Annotated in this window: 11 protein-coding genes and 2 pseudogenes; 5 read left to right on the forward strand and 8 right to left on the reverse strand. The window is 59.2% G+C overall.

Translation table 11 applies throughout. From position 1 onward, the window contains the following. The first annotated feature begins 66 nt into the window (after positions 1-66). A complete protein-coding gene (gene drt4 / locus JOD78_RS21760) occupies positions 67-1,677 on the forward strand; it encodes an antiviral reverse transcriptase Drt4 (protein WP_209569573.1) in 1,611 nt (536 codons plus the stop codon). A gap of 436 nt (positions 1,678-2,113) precedes the next feature. Here drt4 and JOD78_RS21765 read toward each other — a convergent pair whose 3' ends face one another. The 4 genes and pseudogenes from JOD78_RS21765 to JOD78_RS21775 form a co-directional block, all read right to left on the reverse strand. Beyond that, complete coding sequence (locus JOD78_RS21765; RefSeq protein WP_209569571.1) at positions 2,114-3,304, reverse strand: YbfB/YjiJ family MFS transporter; 1,191 nt, start codon at positions 3,302-3,304, stop codon at positions 2,114-2,116. A gap of 117 nt (positions 3,305-3,421) precedes the next feature. After that, positions 3,422-3,571: pseudogene (locus tag JOD78_RS28085) on the reverse strand (MFS transporter); the annotation flags it as partial. A gap of 152 nt (positions 3,572-3,723) precedes the next feature. After that, positions 3,724-4,428, reverse strand: a pseudogene (locus JOD78_RS21770) (YbfB/YjiJ family MFS transporter); the annotation flags it as partial. A 74-nt stretch (positions 4,429-4,502) separates the two neighbouring features. Continuing rightward, positions 4,503-5,102 carry an HD domain-containing phosphohydrolase gene (locus JOD78_RS21775; protein WP_134134219.1) on the reverse strand — a complete coding sequence of 200 codons (600 nt, stop codon included), beginning with the start codon at positions 5,100-5,102 and terminating at the stop codon, positions 4,503-4,505. 265 nt (positions 5,103-5,367) lie between these two features. Here JOD78_RS21775 and JOD78_RS21780 point away from each other — a divergent pair, with 265 nt between their 5' ends. Continuing rightward, on the forward strand, positions 5,368-6,528 hold the full coding sequence (locus tag JOD78_RS21780; RefSeq protein ID WP_121041288.1) for an MFS transporter: 1,161 nt from the start codon (positions 5,368-5,370) through the stop codon (positions 6,526-6,528). A 48-nt stretch (positions 6,529-6,576) separates the two neighbouring features. After that, on the forward strand, positions 6,577-7,272 hold the full coding sequence (locus tag JOD78_RS21785; protein WP_034339948.1) for an alpha/beta hydrolase: 696 nt from the start codon (positions 6,577-6,579) through the stop codon (positions 7,270-7,272). Positions 7,273-7,324: 52 nt separating this feature from the next. Here JOD78_RS21785 and JOD78_RS21790 read toward each other — a convergent pair whose 3' ends face one another. Both JOD78_RS21790 and JOD78_RS21795 read right to left on the reverse strand, forming a co-directional pair. After that, positions 7,325-7,594: a hypothetical protein gene (locus JOD78_RS21790; RefSeq protein ID WP_209569569.1), complete on the reverse strand. Its 270-nt coding sequence runs from the start codon at positions 7,592-7,594 to the stop codon at positions 7,325-7,327. A 388-nt stretch (positions 7,595-7,982) separates the two neighbouring features. Continuing rightward, the gene (locus JOD78_RS21795; protein WP_034339953.1) at positions 7,983-8,957 is read right to left on the reverse strand and encodes a nitronate monooxygenase family protein; all 975 of its coding nucleotides are present in this window, start codon (positions 8,955-8,957) and stop codon (positions 7,983-7,985) included. Between the two features lie 309 nt (positions 8,958-9,266). Here JOD78_RS21795 and JOD78_RS21800 point away from each other — a divergent pair, with 309 nt between their 5' ends. Next, positions 9,267-9,422 (forward strand): hypothetical protein, encoded by a 156-nt coding sequence (locus JOD78_RS21800; RefSeq protein ID WP_166675113.1) that lies wholly within the window; start codon positions 9,267-9,269, stop codon positions 9,420-9,422. A 42-nt stretch (positions 9,423-9,464) separates the two neighbouring features. Here JOD78_RS21800 and JOD78_RS21805 read toward each other — a convergent pair whose 3' ends face one another. Next, entirely contained in the window at positions 9,465-11,171 is a 1,707-nt protein-coding gene (locus JOD78_RS21805) for a ShlB/FhaC/HecB family hemolysin secretion/activation protein (RefSeq protein ID WP_209569566.1), read from the reverse strand. Positions 11,172-11,370: 199 nt separating this feature from the next. Between JOD78_RS21805 and JOD78_RS21810 the strand changes: the two genes are divergently transcribed. Beyond that, positions 11,371-14,367 carry a filamentous hemagglutinin N-terminal domain-containing protein gene (locus tag JOD78_RS21810; RefSeq protein WP_209569564.1) on the forward strand — a complete coding sequence of 999 codons (2,997 nt, stop codon included), beginning with the start codon at positions 11,371-11,373 and terminating at the stop codon, positions 14,365-14,367. Between the two features lie 44 nt (positions 14,368-14,411). On the opposite strand, the gene JOD78_RS21815 is transcribed toward JOD78_RS21810, so the two are convergent. After that, positions 14,412-15,320 carry a hydroxymethylglutaryl-CoA lyase gene (locus tag JOD78_RS21815; RefSeq protein WP_209569636.1) on the reverse strand — a complete coding sequence of 303 codons (909 nt, stop codon included), beginning with the start codon at positions 15,318-15,320 and terminating at the stop codon, positions 14,412-14,414. Positions 15,321-15,322: the final 2 nt, after the last annotated feature.

Below are 15,322 nucleotides of genomic sequence, written 5' to 3' on the forward strand. Positions count from 1 at the left end.
CAAGGCCCGATTTTCGGGCTTTTTTTAGTTGTATTGAGCGACGACGATATCCGGCAGGAGGCTCGATTGGACACGAAACGATATGTGTTTGAGGCGCTAACGCGTCACAATTATTTTCCAAACCAAAAGCTATCGATCAAGGAAATTCCACCTTGCTTTGGCACCACAACGTTCACTCCGGAAGTGGCGCAAATATTGGCGCAAACCAAAAAGGAAGCGGTAAGAGGGCGCTTAGGTTATGACCACGTTGAATATGCCGCGACAAGGCATAATAATGTGCCGCGAAAGCTCGGACTAGTTCACCCCAGAGCTTACGCGGATCTCGTCACCATAATGCATAGCCATTGGGATCATCTAGCATGGGTCTGTGAAAATGACCGAAGTATGATCAAACCGGAACTTCACCAGGATGGTCGTATGCTTGTAATGAACTACGAAGATCCTAATAAGAAGATCGTAAGGGAACTCAATGATAGTTTCGCTTCTAGTTTTCGGGTAACTACCGATATCTCTGGCTGCTTCCCTGGGATTTATAGTCATGCCATCGAATGGGCTCTTGATGGCATCGACTCTTCCAAGGAGCGCTTGAGAGATCGAGGGCCTCAACATTGGTCTTCCGACTTAGATAGAGCGCAACGCCAATGCAAACGCAATGAAACTCAAGGTATTCCAATAGGTCCGGCGTCATCGAGCATTGTGGTGGAGGTCATTCTGGGAAAGGTAGACCAGGAACTAGCACAAGCTGGCTTTAATTTCCGTCGTCACATAGATGACTATGTATGCTACTGCTCGACCCTAGAACAGACTGATGCATTCTTACAGACGTTGGGAAAGTTGCTGAGAAATTACAAACTCAACCTCAATCTTCACAAAACTTCAGTAGTCGATTTGCCTGCAGCTTTACAAGCAGACTGGGTAGCCGAACTAAACGGTGCACTACCCAGTCGATTCATTACTCAAGCGCATAATGCGCGCACGTTACTTGGATCGGAAGTAATTCAGTACCTAAATTTTGCAATCCGTCTCAACAAGCAGACACCCGACGGAAGTGTTTTGAAATACGCCATTGGGTCCATAATTAACTTTATAGATCCCAGTGGTGTATACGAAGTTTTCGACTACATTTTAAATTTAAGTTGGTACTTCCCTTTGCTACTTCCCTATCTCGAAATTCTCATCGAAAAAGATTATTTCGATACAAGCTCGTACGGTGGTCAGCTGAATACCATTGCACTTCTCAATGCAAAGTCCTTTAGGTCAGATGGAATTTCCTGGCCGCTGTACTACCTTAAAAAACATAATCTTCCCATTGACTACCAGGTAATCGACGCAGTATTGGCGTCCGAAGATTGCCTAGGTCTACTAAGTCTTTATCAGTTCGAGCAAGCCCAAGAAATGGTAGTGAACTTCGCCTCAAGAAAAACGAGACTCGATGTCTACAGTAAAGACCAATATTGGCTGCTCCTGTATCAGCTGTATCTAGACCAGAAATTAGCAAATCCTTATATGGATGATTGCTTCCCAGTGTTGCAGCAGCACGCAGTAAATTTCATGGTGGTTCCGAATCAACCCAGTACGCCTGCCGAGCTATACTGCGACTACTTGGACAATCCATTTCGAGAAGAAGATGAGCCTATTCTTCCGTATTTATCTTGGCTAAAGAGTCGCAAGAAGTAGCGCAAAGCATTGACATAGATGCCGGGTTGCCAGTTCTCGATTTTTTGTCATTCAAATGACCAGATAAGATCTCCAATCGGAGAGGTGTTGCGGGCTCTGGAAAGTATTGGCACACCGTGTGGAAATACTGAGCCGCGCCGACTCTCCGCATAGATGGCGGGAGTTCTTCAGCGCACCAGATGTAGTATTCGTGGTCAGGATAGGAACTGATTGAAGAAGCTAGACGAGGTGCCGAAGTGGGAATAGCGATTTCAGATCGAAACGGCAAGCGGTGTCTAAAGGAAAAGCCTCCTCAACCCGTTAAATGCGGGGGTTTTCAAGTCCGTTTTTGCAGTGACGTAGGCATCGATTTTGCGCTGGTTGACTAATGCGGAAGCTCTTGCCAATTGCTCAATAACTCTGTTTGTTGGTCCTGCCCGATACGCAGTGGACTGCGCTAGTCTTCCTTGATTGATAGGCTGCGCTGTCGTGATGCAAAGATAGCGCCGGCTAACAGCGTCGCTGCTGAAAATATAAAGCCCCGTTCTAGCCCGCCTTCTCCATCCGAAATCCAACCAGTGACTGCGGGACCTACGATTTGTCCCAGCGCGAAGACCGTGGTGAACGCACTTATGCCGGCCGACCAAGAGGCTTGTGGAAGATTGTGACGAACAAGTGCGGTCGTCGATGCGACCACCGATAGAAAAACAGATCCGAACAATACGCCAGATATAAACAACGGAACGAGAGCATTTGAGAAGAGAGGAATTGCAGTAGCGACAGAAAGCAAAAAATTAAGTATAGCCATGGGTTGGCCTGCCTTGTAGCGATCAAGAAGTTTCCCCCAGAGGAACGGCGATAAACAAACGCCGATGCCTAGAAGAGTATAAAAAGTTCCAATCGTCCCATCTGTAATACCTTGTTCGCGAAGGTACGCGACTATGAATGTCATATAACCGATGTAACCTACGCCAAAAAGACCATACCCAAATAAGCCAAATGCGAAACTAATGATCTTGAATTTGGAGCAAGAGGTTGATGCGCCGGCTGTTACGCTAATAGCCGCTGAGCTTCTCGCCAATCCGAAAGTCAAAGCCAGTCCTAGCACTGCCAATGTTAGCCAAGCTACTTGCCAAGGGTGTGGTCGTTGATCCGACGTTGCGTACGATATTGCGGCGGGGATGAACAGGGCTGACAAAAAAATCCCCACTCCTGCGCCGCCATAATAAACTCCCAAAATAAGACCAATCCTGCGTCCATAAATTGTCGCCAAACGGGCGGTCAATATTCCGCCGGTGACAAACGCAAATGCGCTAGCAATTCCGGTTAGGTATCTGAGCACTAGAAGGACTGTGGTGTCGATGGTAAAGGAAGTGATGGCCATGAAGACCGTTGTAGCTGTTGCACCCAGTAAGAGGATTGATCGAAGAGAGTGTTTGCGCATCAGCGCTGGCGTCACTATGGCACCGCATAGATAACCTACTGCGTTGGCGGTATTCATACTACCCGCGATTAGATATGACCAGCTGAGATCCTCGCGCATTTGTGGCAAAAGAAGCGCGAATGAAAAACGCGCTAAGCCCAAAGAAATTGTCGCAGCGAAGGAAACTCCGACAGCAACTAAAACAATGTGCCAAGCAGATTTCATTAGGTCAGCGCTTTCTATATTAGTCCTGCGAATTCTTAAGTAGCTTAGTCTTAAAACTAAGAGGCTGGAGATACGATGGGGCAGACTCTACATCATTACCGTACTAATCTCGGGGAGCAGGTCACCAGCTAAAAAGTAAGACCAGTTCAAGTCCAGTCGCATGATGGGAAGCAAAAGCGCAAATGAAAAGCGTGCTAAACCTAAGGCGATAGCCGCTGCAAATGAGATCCCAATTGCTACTCTATAAATACGTGTTCCCGATTTCATAAAGGCAGGCCAACGCTGTTGCTTGAAGGAAAAATTAAACGACCTGGAAAGTTAAATATTGTCATCTAAGCAAATATATGGCGGTTTTAATAAACGAGCCTGTAAGTCCCTGTTTGCAGGCTCATATAAAAAATCTAGGGGCGAACGACATCGAAGAATAAATAACCGGTCAGCCCGAACAACAAACTGCGCGCACGCCAGGTCCCGCCTCCTGCCGCCTGCGCCGGCGAGGTCGGCATCAGCCGCGCGGGCAGCGTCATGATCAGGCTGGCCACCAGCGCCAGCGTACCCAGCAGAATCCACGCCCATTGCCACGGATGGGGCGCACCCCGGGCGGCTGCGGCCTCCATCACCGGTGGCACCAGCAGCGACGCGGCCACGATGCCGATCCCGGTACCGCCGTAATACAAGCCCAGCAGCAGGCCGGCGCGCTGCGCATGCAATGCCGCCAGCCGGCTCACCAGCAATCCGCCCGAGACGAAGATGAGCGCACTGGTCACACCCGTTACTATCCGCAGCAGCAATTGCAGCAGCGTGTCCGTGGTCAGCGCCGGCAGGAAGGACAGCAGGGCGGTGGCGAAGGCGCCCGCGATCAGCACGCGGTGCGCCTGATAGCGGCGCATCAGGCGCGGCGTCAGCAGCGCGCCCAGCAGGTAGCCCAAGGCATTGCCGGTATTCATGCCGCCGGCGATGAGGTAAGGCCAGCCGAGGTCGCTGCGCATGGGTGCCAGCAGCAGGGCATAGGAGAAACGCGCCACCCCCAGCGCCACGGCCGTGCCCAGCGACAGGGCCAGGGCGGTCAGGATGGGGTGGCGCAGGATGAAAGGCGAGGGCGCATGCGCGGCGTGCGGGGGCATGGAATGGCGTCTCCTGGCGGTCTTGTTGTGGTGTGGTGCCAGTGTAGCCGAAGCGGTCAAACCGCTGCGCCGGGCTAGTTGGTGACCGGCCGCCAGTTGTGCTGCTGCACCACGTGCAGGCAGGCATCCACCACCACGGGATCGAGGCGCGTCCCGCTCTGGCGCTGGATTTCTTCCAGCGCTACCGCCATGCCCAGCGACTTGCGGTAGGGCCGGTCGGCCGACATCGACTCGACGATGTCAGCCACGGTCAGGATGCGCGCCTCCAGCGGCAGCGCATCGCCGCCGATGCCGCGCGGATAGCCGCTGCCATCGAGGTACTCGTGATGGCACCAGACGATCTCGGCCAGGTTGAAGGGGAAGCTGATCTTGTTCAAGATCTCGTAACCGAACTGCACGTGGGTCTTGAGCACGCCGTATTCGTCAGCGGTAATGCGGCCGGGTTTGGTCAGCAAATCGAGCGGTATCCTGGCTTTGCCGATGTCGTGCACTTGAGCGGCCATGTGCAGCACGTCGATGCGCTCGGCCGGCAGGGCCAGATGACGGCCGATCATCACCGCCAGCTCGGCGGTCTGGTCCTCGTGATTGGGCGTATAGCCGTCAGTGAGCCGATGCAGGGCGATCAATGCATCGATGACTTCCTGGTAGATCTTGTTCGGTTCTGAAACTGGCATTCCTGTCCCTGCGTGATTGCAGCCGCTGGCAGCGTGTAGGTCGCTCAGAGGTGTTGCTCGATGGAGGGTGACAGGCGATGCACCTGCCGTGAACCTTTGCCGGTTCCTTTTCTCTGAATGAGCCCCTCTTGGGGAAGCCCCGACCCGTTGGTCCGACGACGCATGTGCATGCGTTTTCCCGGTTGTCGGATAATAGCGGTCTGCAATATTGAAACTCATTTCAGGAAAGAAATGATTCTGCGCAGTTTACATTCCTGACTGATCGATGACAACAAAGCTGTCCACTTCCCGCCCGTCTTCTGCCCTGCGCCTGATCTGGCGCAAGTTTGCCATCCCGCTCTTCTTCCTGTTGCTGGGCGTGGTGTTTTCCACCTGGGCGGCACGCATTCCCGCCATCCGGGACCATCTGCAGCTCGATGCGGCCACGCTGGCGCTGGTGCTGCTGTGTGGCGGCATCGGCGCGGTCGGCTCCTTCCCGCTGGCCGCGTGGATCACCGGCCATTACGGTGCGCGCCACAGCACGCTCTACGCGGGGCTGGCTCTGCTGGTGTCGCTGCCCTTGCTGGGACTGGCACCGAACGTGGCCTCGCTGATGCTGATCTGCACGCTCTATGGAGCGGCGTCCAGCTGCTTCGACGTCGCCATCAATGCGCTGGGCGCACAGGCCGAACGGGATGCAGGGCGGCCCATCATGTCCATGCTGCATGGCTGGTTCTGCGTGGGCACCTTCTCCGGTGCGCTCGCCGCCAGTGGCGTGGCGGGCATGGGCATCGCACCGATCTGGCACTTCCTGCTGGTGGCCGCGCTGTTCCTCTATCCGCTCTACGCCTGCTATGAAGCGCTGCCCGATGACCGCCCCGAGCACGATCCCGCACGCAAGCTCTTCGCGCTGCCGCACGGACATCTGGTGGTACTGGGCGTGATCGCGTTCTGCGGCGCCATCGTCGAAGGTTCGGTGGCCGACTGGAGCGGCATCTACATGAAGGATCATATCGGTGCCAGCGATGGTGCCACGCCCCTGGCCTATGCTGCCTTCGCCGGGATGATGCTCATCATGCGCATGATCGGCGACCGTCTCAAGGCCCGCTATGACGCGCGCCGCGTGGTGTGGGTCGGTACGCTCATCGCGAGCCTCGGCATCGCCCTGGCCGTGGCGGCACCCGGCATGACGCTGGCCATTCTCGGCTTTGCCATCGCCGGGACCGGCGTGGCCGCGGTCTTCCCGTTCGTCTTCAGTGCCGCCGGACGGCACGGTTCCAGCGCCCTGGCGGCGGTGGCCACGCTGGGCTACAGCGGCAGCCTGATTGGCCCGCCGGTGTTCGGCTTCCTCGCCCATGGCTGGGGATTGCAGGCTGCACTGGCCTTGCTGGGCGTCTTGTGCCTGGCCATGGCCGGGTCCAGCCGCCGTGCGCAGTGGCTGCAGTAAGGCCTCCGCTTTTCACTTCTACAACCTCTGATGCAAGGAAAAAATACGATGCGCAATCTGGTCCTGCTGCCGGGCTTCATGCTCAATGCCCACCTGTGGGATGACATGCAGGCCGATCTGTCCACGCTGGGTACACTGACTTTCGGCGACCTCGGCCAGGATATCGGCATCCAGGCCATGGCCGACGCCGTGCTGCGCCAGGCGCCGGAGCGCTTCGTGCTGTTCGGATTTTCGATGGGCGGCTTCGTGGCGCAAGCCATTGCGCTCAAGGCACCGGAACGCGTGCTGGGCCTGGGTTTGCTCAATACCTCATCGCGCCCGCAGACCGAGCGCGAATCGGCGGGCACACTGGCTCAGATCGAGCTGGCCCGGCGCACCCCCTTCAAGGGACTGACATCGCGCGCACTGGCCTCTTCGCTGCATCCGGCGCGCAGCACCGATCGCGGCCTGCTGGACCGGCTGCAGGCCATGGCCCTGGCCAATGGCAAGGACGTGTTCCTGCGGCAGTTGCAGACCCTGCGCGACAGCAACGCCGAGGATCTGCAACGGCTGCAATGCCCGGTGCTCATCGTCAGCAGTGACGAAGACAAGCTGCGCAGTGTGGAGGAATCGGAAGAGATGGCGCGCCAGATACCGCACTCGCGCCTGGAGATCATCGGTGACTGCGGTCACATGACGCCGATGGAAAAGCCGCAGGAATTGTTCGGGATCATCTCTGACTGGATCGTGCAATCCGGTCTGTGAAGCCTGCGCGTCGGCCAGTCCGGGGCCGGCGCGGCAGGACTTGAAGCGGGCTTCAGCCCTCGTCGGGCTCTTTGCGGGGCGCTTCGGCCGAGCGGCTGCCGGCCCGTTTGTTCATTTCATCCAGTCCGCCCGTGCCGCGCAGGTCGGTATCGACCTGGCCCTTGCGGATATCGTCATATGCCTGGCGAATCTCGGGGCGCTCGACGGCATGGCCGCTGTTGGCTGCATCCTGGCGGTCCGCATGCTGGTCATGCTCATGCGGCAGGCGCGGCTTGTCATGTTTGGGGTGACGGTCTTTTCTGGTTCTCAGGAAGCTGGTCATGGTGGTGGTCCTCGCAATTGAATGGTTGACTCTTCTTTTGCCGCAGGGCGATGCCGTGTGAGAGTGGCCACAGCGCATCATCACGCCTTGCATCTGCATGAAGCGAACAAGTACGACCGGGCCTCACAACAGAAGTGCCGCGAGTTACAAAGTGAGATGAAAAATAAGATTTTGTCCGACAGACAATTCGTACAAGCCGGCGCACAAGGCGCGGAAAGAAAAGAGCAGATGCCCGCTTGGACGCGCCAGGACTGGCTGCGTTCCCCATTTGCTGTGAATGGCCATACATGAAAAAAAAGGCGGACCCGGGTAGCGGTCCGCCTTTTACTTAGTTTTTCACACCGCTCATGATGGCGTGAAACTCATCCGTTACTGCAAAAGCGTCGCCTCACAGCGACAGTCGCGCACGCGCGGCGCGATATTCCTCTTCCAGCCGATCCACCATTTCGGCCACGGTCGGCACATCTTCCATCAATCCCACGCCCTGGCCTGCGCCCCAGATATCGCGCCATGCCTTGGCCTTGCTGCCGCCGCCGGAACCGAAGTTCATCTTGGTCTTGTCGGCTTCGGGCAGGTTGTCCGGATCGAGGCCGGCATTGACGATGGACTTCTTCAGGTAGTTGCCGTGCACGCCGGTAAAGAGGTTGGTGTAGACCACATCGGCGGCGGTCGACTCCACGATGGCCTGGCGGTAGGCGTCGTCGACGTTGGATTCACGCGTGGCCAGCCAGCGCGAGCCCATGTAGGCGAAGTCCGCGCCCATGGCCTGCGCTGCCAGCACCGCATCGCCCGTGGCGATGGAGCCGGACAGGGCCAGCGGTCCCTTGAACATCTTGCGCACTTCACCCACCAGCGCGAAGGGCGAGAGCGTACCTGCATGGCCACCCGCACCGGCGGCCACCAGGATCAGGCCATCGACACCGGCTTCCAGGGCCTTCTCGGCATGGCGCAGCGAGATCACGTCATGCAGCACGATGCCGCCATAGCTGTGGACCGCATCCAGCATTTCCTTGGGCGGCGCGCGCAGGCTGGAGATGATGATGGGCACCTGGTGCTTCACGCAGGTGGCCACGTCCTGGGCCAGGCGGTCATTGGACTGGTGCACGATCTGGTTGACCGCGATCGGTCCCGCCTTGCGTTGCGGGTGTTCCGCTTGCCATTGGGCAAGCTCGTCCTGCAGCTGGGTCAGCCAGGTGTCGAGCAGCTCGGCCGGGCGCGCGTTGAGGGCAGGAAACGATCCGACCAGCCCGGCCTTGCACTGGGCTGCCACCAGCGCCGGGCCGCTGGCGATGAACATGGGCGAGCAGATGATGGGCAGGCGCAGATCTTGCAATGCTTTTGGGTAAGCAGGGGCTGGTGGCATGGTCGTCTCTCTTGGGTTGTCATTATCTCAAGGCAACAGGGCAGGACCCCATGCCGCTTTTGTCCGGCGATTATAGGACAAAAAGCGACAAAATATAACGGTCGTGCTTTTTGTTGCGCGAAGGTGAAATTTTCAGGAAATTATTTATATGATTTACTGTCTTCCCTTCATGCGTGCTATGTTTTCCACAAGCCTGCAATAAAAACAGGCCATGCAGGGCGCTACCGGGGGCGTCTTGCGGACCGGCTCAGCCGGAAGGGCCATGCCCGCGTTCCATCTATCTATCGTTATTAGCCGTAGGGGGGAATCATGCAACACTTTGATCTCGTCAATGTCCTCATCATCGTCCTGGCCGCCGTCGCACTGATTGGGGGCGCGCTGCTGCACAAGCGTGCACTGAAAAAGGCGCTCATCGAATCGGACAAGCTGCCGGTGCGCGGCCTGCGGCGTTATCGCCAGCAGTGAAGCGCGGCGGCTGCCAGCCATCCTGCGCCGCATTTTCTTCATTCAATACGACCATTGCAGGCTGAACCCGCCGGTCAGCGTACCGGTGGGGAATCCCTGTGGCCTGATCAGTGGCGCAGCGATGAAGAGCTCCATGCCGAGCTTGTCCACGTTGCCGCGCCAGCCCAGTACGGCACCGCTCAAGCGGCGTCCGCTCAGGCTTTGCGCCAGCGGTCCCGCTACCGCGCCGGTATCGACGCCGGCGTAGACTTCCTGCCCGTCTTCTCCCATCCCCCAGGACAACTCATTGCGCAGCAGCCAGCCGCGCTCGGCCTGCAAGTTCATGTCGCCATCAAAGCCACGCACGGTATAGCGTCCGCCGATGGCGAACTGATCCTGCGCCGGCAGCTTGCCCCGGTTCCATTGGGCGCGCGCCGTTGCGTTGTAACGTAAACGCGCCGTGCCCAGCGTGAAGGGCGCATGGATCGCGGCGTCCGCCAGCCACAGTCCATAGCGCGTGGTGATCTGCGGCAGGTCGAGTTCGTCCTCGGGCGCACGGCCTTGCCGGTCCATTGCACGACGATGGCTCAGGTTGATCTCGGCCACGGCCGGTCCGATGAAGTGGCGGTGATTCACGCTCCATTCCCATGCCGTCATCCTGCGCTGTTGCGGCGCCAGCGGAATCTGGTCGACGAAATTGAAGGACTTGCGCAGCAACAGCCGGGCAGCGACATGGCTCTTGCTGGTGGCATTGCGTCGCAGGAGGTGCGACAGTTTGACTTCGCTCGTTTCGGCATGGCCGCTGTAGACCACCGGTTCAAAGGCGCCCTCCACCGTCTGGTGATAACGGCTGCCCGAGAGCGTCGCCGAGAGCAGCCAGTAGCCGAAGGGCAGCGAATAATGCACGGTATGGCTGCGGCTGCCGCGATCCCCATAGCGGCCCAGGCTGCGCGTGAGGCTGGCGTAAAAGAGATCATTGAGCGTCCACCAGTTGTCATAGGCCACCGTCACGCCGGCCTGATGGCGGCCAGTGGTGCGCGCACCGCCATCGTCCAGCGAGGCCGAGAAGCGGAACGGAAACGCCTGCCGGTATTGCACGACCAGATCGCTGTCGCCGGCTTGCGCGTCCGGTTCTTCCGAGGGCGTGATCTCGATGTCAGCCTCCGCAGTCGGCACGCGCCTGAGGTTTTCCAATCCCTGCTCGATGGCGCGCAAGTCGAGCAGATCTCCTTCAGACAGCGGCAGCGCCGTGACAGTATTGCCGCGCGCGTTCGCTCCCTCGGCCATGCGCACCTTGCGCAGCCTGCCGGCAATCACCGTGAGGATCAGCCTGCCCGTGGAGAGATCCTGCGGCTGCGCCAGCACGCGGGTGGTGGTGTAGCCGCGCGCGATGATGTCGGCCTGCACGCGCGCCAGCAGGATTTGCAGACCCTGGCTGCCCAGGCAGCGGCCGGTGGCACCACCACCCCCGGCCGCCTTCATCACCGTGCCCAGGGCGGGCCGGAAGCGCTCCGCAGAATCTCCTTCCATGATGATCGTGTCGATGCGGCTGCAAGGTTGTTCGTCCTCGGGGTAGTCCAACGACGTGGAACCGGGAGGGGGCAGGCCCAGCGTGAGCACATCGGGCGCTTGCTCGAGGGCCTCGCGCAAGACGCGCTCTCGTTCGCGCTGCAGTTGTTCTTGCTGGATGCCGGGAGATTGTGCTGCGCTGTAGAGCGGGAGGCAGAGCGCGCCGAGCAGCAGCGGAGAAAGGAGGTGGTAGCGATTCATAAGGAAATGGTCAGCGAGCAAAACAACACCGGGCACGCGTGTCGCGATCATTCAAAAATTGGGGAGATCGCAATTTCTCTTTTTATCGTCTGCACATAAATCAGACTTTTCTGATTTTTTAATCCGCTCTAAAAAAATAGACTGCGCCTCGAATCGATGAGGCATCCGGTCCGGGTCGATCTCGCAAAAGGGGCGATCCATGAACCGTCAGTGCTATCAATTGGTCTTCAACCGTCATCGCGGCATGCTGATGGCGGTCGCGGAAACCGCGTCCACCATCAGCGGCCAGAGGTCACCGATGGCATGCGGGGCTGCCGGTGTGGTGGCACCGGCATCGTGGAAGTTCTGCACGCTGGTCTTGGCCCTGGCACTGACGTGGCAAAGCGTGGCACATGCGCAGATCCTGGCAGACCGCAACGCGCCGCGCGAAGAGCAGCCGATGGTGCTCAAGGCCGCCAACGGCGTGCCCGTGGTGAACATCCGGCAGCCCAACGCCAAGGGCCTGTCGGTCAACAGCTACCGGCGTTTTGATGTGGATGGACGCGGAGTCATCCTCAATAACGCGGGTGGCTCCAGCAAGTCCGAACTGGGCGGCTATATCGCCGGCAATCCATGGATGCCGGGCGGTGGCGCACAGATCATCGTCAACCAGGTCAATGCAACGGACCCCAGCTACCTGCGCGGCTTCATCGAGGTGGCAGGCAACCCGGCGCAGGTGATCATCGCCAACCCTGCCGGCATCACCTGCGCGGGCTGCGGTTTCATCAACGCCCAACGCGCCACCATGACCACCGGCACGCCCGTCATCCGGCAGGGCAACCTGGAAAGCTATCGCGTCAACAGCGGCGTGATCAGCTTTGAGGGGCTGGGCTTGCAAGCCAATGACACCGCGTATGCCGACGTCATCGCCCGTGCAGTGCGCGTACATGCGGAGCTGCGGGCCAAACAGATCCGGCTCACCACCGGGCTCAATACGGTCAGTGCTGATCACGCGCAGGTCACGCCGGACCAGAGCGCCACCGATGGTGCGCCGGTGCGCGCCATCGATGTGGCAGCGCTCGGCGGCATGTATGCCGGCCACATCTACTTGAGTGCTACCGAACATGGCGTGGGCGTGCACAACGGCGGCACGCTCACGGCCACTGAAGGACAGCTGGTCGTGACGGCAGCCGGCCACTTGGAAAACACCGGGACGCTGGCCGCACGGGGCGACACCGTGATCGCTGCCGCCGGAGCGGTGAGCAACGCCGGCAGCGGCACGATGGGCTCCGAAAGCACGCTGCGCATCCACGCCACTGCACTGGACAATGCCGGCACGCTTGACGCCAGCCGGCAGCTCCAGATACGCACCACCGGAGCGCTCATCAACCAGGGTAGCTTGGGCGCCAGGGACAGCACCCTCCTTGAAGTCGGGACACTGGAAAACACCGGCACGGGACGCATCGGGAGCACAGGCGACACCCGCGTGCAGAGTAGCGGTTCGATACGCAATGCAGGCAGCCTGCTAGGGGATACCGGCGTTACGCTTGCTGCGGTCACGCTGGAGAACACCGGCAGCGTGCTCACCCCCGCCACGCTCGCACTGCGTATACGCAACATGCTGGACAACAGCGGCAAGATCGGCAGCAATGCCCGGCTTGAGCTACGCGCCACGACCCTGACCAATCGGGGAGATATTTATTCCGCACAGGAATCGGTCCAGTTGCAGGTAGCAGGACGGCTCTTCAACAGCGGCAGCATCGAAGCAAAACGGACACTCGATGCCGAGGCGGTAGCGATTGAAAACCAGGGGCGCTTCATCGGGGAAGCGGCACTCAACGCCAGCGCAAGCGCCGCCCTCACCAATGCTGGCACCATGGGCAGCAGGGCCGGTGCCGACTTCAAGGCTGCTACCCTCGACAATCGCGGCACGCTCAGTGCAGTCCAATCGCTGACCCTGAAAGTGACCGGCAAATTCACCAACGAAAAAAACGTCGGTGCCGGCAGCACCCTCCAGATCGATGCCGATGCACTGGACAACAGCGGCAAGCTGTTCTCGCACGGTAGCTTGCTGATGCGTATCGGTGGTGCTGCACTCAACAGCGGCAAGATTGGCGCAGACGGCACGGTGGATTTCCGGACGGCCTCTCTGGTCAACGGCGGAGCACTCTATTCGCTAGCCAAGAGTGTCGACATACAGACCCGAGAAAGCATCACCAACAGCGGTACTGTTGAGGCCAAGACATCCGTCTCATTGAAGGCGGCGGCCCTGAACAACAGCGGGACGTTCACCGCCGAGGGCGCCATGAAGCTCTCGCTGCAGCAGGGCTTGAGCAACACCGGAGAGATCGGCGCCAACGATACGCTCACCGTCAATGCGGCCACGCTGGAGAACCGGGGCAGGATGCGTTCGGCCGAGAGTTCTCTCGAACTGACGACAGACGGAAAGACCAGTAACCAAGGAAAGATCCTCGCCGCCACCCGGCTGGAGATCACGGCCACTGGCATCGACAACAGCGACGGCACGCTGGGCGGCGGCGAGGTGGTGATTGATGCGCGCAACCGGCGTTTCAACAATCAGCGCGGCGTACTCTTTGCGCGGCAAGACCTGAAGGCAGAGAGCGCGGAGCTCGACAATCGTGCCGGCAGTATCGCTGCCCGGGGCAAGCTGACGCTCTCCAGCGGTGAAGTCAACAATGAGGGCGGATTGTTGCAGGCCCTCAAGAGCCTCGACCTCGATACCCACGGCCAGGCACTGTACAACCTGCATTCGGGCAAGGATCAAGGTGTGCGTGCCGGCACGGATCTGCACATCAAGGCCGGCGACCTCGGCAATGGCGCGGGTGTTGTGGTGGCAGGTGGCGAAGCCCGTCTTCAAGTGAGCACCCTCGACAATCAGGGTGGCGATATCGCCACTGGTGGTGGGCTGCGCATCGAGGCCGGCAGCGTGGACAATCGCGGCGGGCAGTTGCAGTCGAAGGGCGCGATGCGAGTGGAGGTGTCAGCAGGCGACATGGATACTGGTCAAGCTGCCCCCCGATGCATTATGGAGCGAAGGCCACGGCCTCTCTCTGCCTTGGATCGTGGAAAATTGGGCGAAATGGATCTATCCCGAATGCCCCGTCGAGGAAGTACTCATCTTGTCGAACTACGAAATAGACGGTGCCGAGGAATTTCCTCTCATCGTCTAAGTGAGGGATCGGGCTACCCTGCGTAAGCAGGCATCCCTTCCTCCCACACCATCTCGCTCCCAGATAACCCTCACCCCACCCGCTTAGCCGCCAACGCATTCCCCACCCTGCTCACCGACTTGCGTCCCAGCTGCTGCGAGATGAACTGCCCCGCCTCGGCCACTGCATCCAGGTCGATCCCGGTCCCGATCCCGAGCCCGTTCATCATGTACAGCACATCCTCGGTCGCCACATTGCCGGTCGCGCCCTTGGCATACGGACAGCCCCCCAGCCCCGCCACCGACGCGTGATAGATGCTGATGCCCGTCTGCAGACTGGCATAGATATTGGCCAGCGCCTGCCCATAGGTATCATGGAAGTGACCCGACAAACCTTCGATATGGAATTCACGGATCGCCGTCTCCATCACCGGCCGCACCTTGCCCGGCGTGGCCACGCCGATGGTGTCGGCGATGTCGATCTCGTCACAGCCCAGCTCGCGGAAACGCCGCACCACGTCGGCCACCGCGTCCAGCGGCACCTCACCCTGGTACGGACATCCAAACGCGCAACTCACCGCCGCACGCAGGCGCTTGCGGTGGTCCTTGGCGGCCTTGGCCACTTCGGCAAAACGTTCGATGGATTCGGCAATGGAGCAATTGATGTTCTTCTGCGAGAAGGCCTCCGAGGCCGCACCGAAAATCACCACCTCATCCACCCCCGCCTCCAGCGCCGCCTCGAAGCCCTTCATGTTGGGCACCAGCGCGGAATACACCACGCCCGGCTTGCGCGTGATGCCATGCATCACCTCGCTCGAAGTCGCCATCTGCGGCACCCACTTGGGCGAGACGAAAGATGCCGCCTCCACATTCGGAAAACCCGCCGCAGAAAGCCGGTTCACCAGCTCGATCTTGACCTCGGCGGAAATGGTTTCCTTCTCGTTCTGCAAACCGTCGCGCGGTCCGACTTCAACGATCTTCACTTTCTTGGGCAGGCTCATCA

Origin of the sequence: Herbaspirillum sp. 1130 (genome assembly GCF_017833835.1) — a bacterium.
In the GTDB taxonomy this organism is placed as follows: Bacteria; Pseudomonadota; Gammaproteobacteria; order Burkholderiales; family Burkholderiaceae_D; genus Herbaspirillum; species Herbaspirillum huttiense.

Excerpts from the sequence above, each read along its gene's own strand:
- JOD78_RS21765 (WP_209569571.1), bottom strand. The coding sequence starts at position 3,304 with ATGAAATCTGCTTGGCACATTGTTTTAGTTGCTGTCGGAGTTTCCTTC.
- JOD78_RS21775 (WP_134134219.1), bottom strand. The coding sequence starts at position 5,102 with ATGCCAGTTTCAGAACCGAACAAGATCTACCAGGAAGTCATCGATGCA.
- JOD78_RS21780 (WP_121041288.1), top strand. The coding sequence starts at position 5,368 with ATGACAACAAAGCTGTCCACTTCCCGCCCGTCTTCTGCCCTGCGCCTG.
- JOD78_RS21785 (WP_034339948.1), top strand. The coding sequence starts at position 6,577 with ATGCGCAATCTGGTCCTGCTGCCGGGCTTCATGCTCAATGCCCACCTG.
- JOD78_RS21790 (WP_209569569.1), bottom strand. The coding sequence starts at position 7,594 with ATGACCAGCTTCCTGAGAACCAGAAAAGACCGTCACCCCAAACATGAC.
- JOD78_RS21795 (WP_034339953.1), bottom strand. The coding sequence starts at position 8,957 with ATGCCACCAGCCCCTGCTTACCCAAAAGCATTGCAAGATCTGCGCCTG.
- JOD78_RS21800 (WP_166675113.1), top strand. The coding sequence starts at position 9,267 with ATGCAACACTTTGATCTCGTCAATGTCCTCATCATCGTCCTGGCCGCC.
- JOD78_RS21805 (WP_209569566.1), bottom strand. The coding sequence starts at position 11,171 with ATGAATCGCTACCACCTCCTTTCTCCGCTGCTGCTCGGCGCGCTCTGC.
- JOD78_RS21810 (WP_209569564.1), top strand. The coding sequence starts at position 11,371 with ATGAACCGTCAGTGCTATCAATTGGTCTTCAACCGTCATCGCGGCATG.
- JOD78_RS21815 (WP_209569636.1), bottom strand. The coding sequence starts at position 15,320 with ATGAGCCTGCCCAAGAAAGTGAAGATCGTTGAAGTCGGACCGCGCGAC.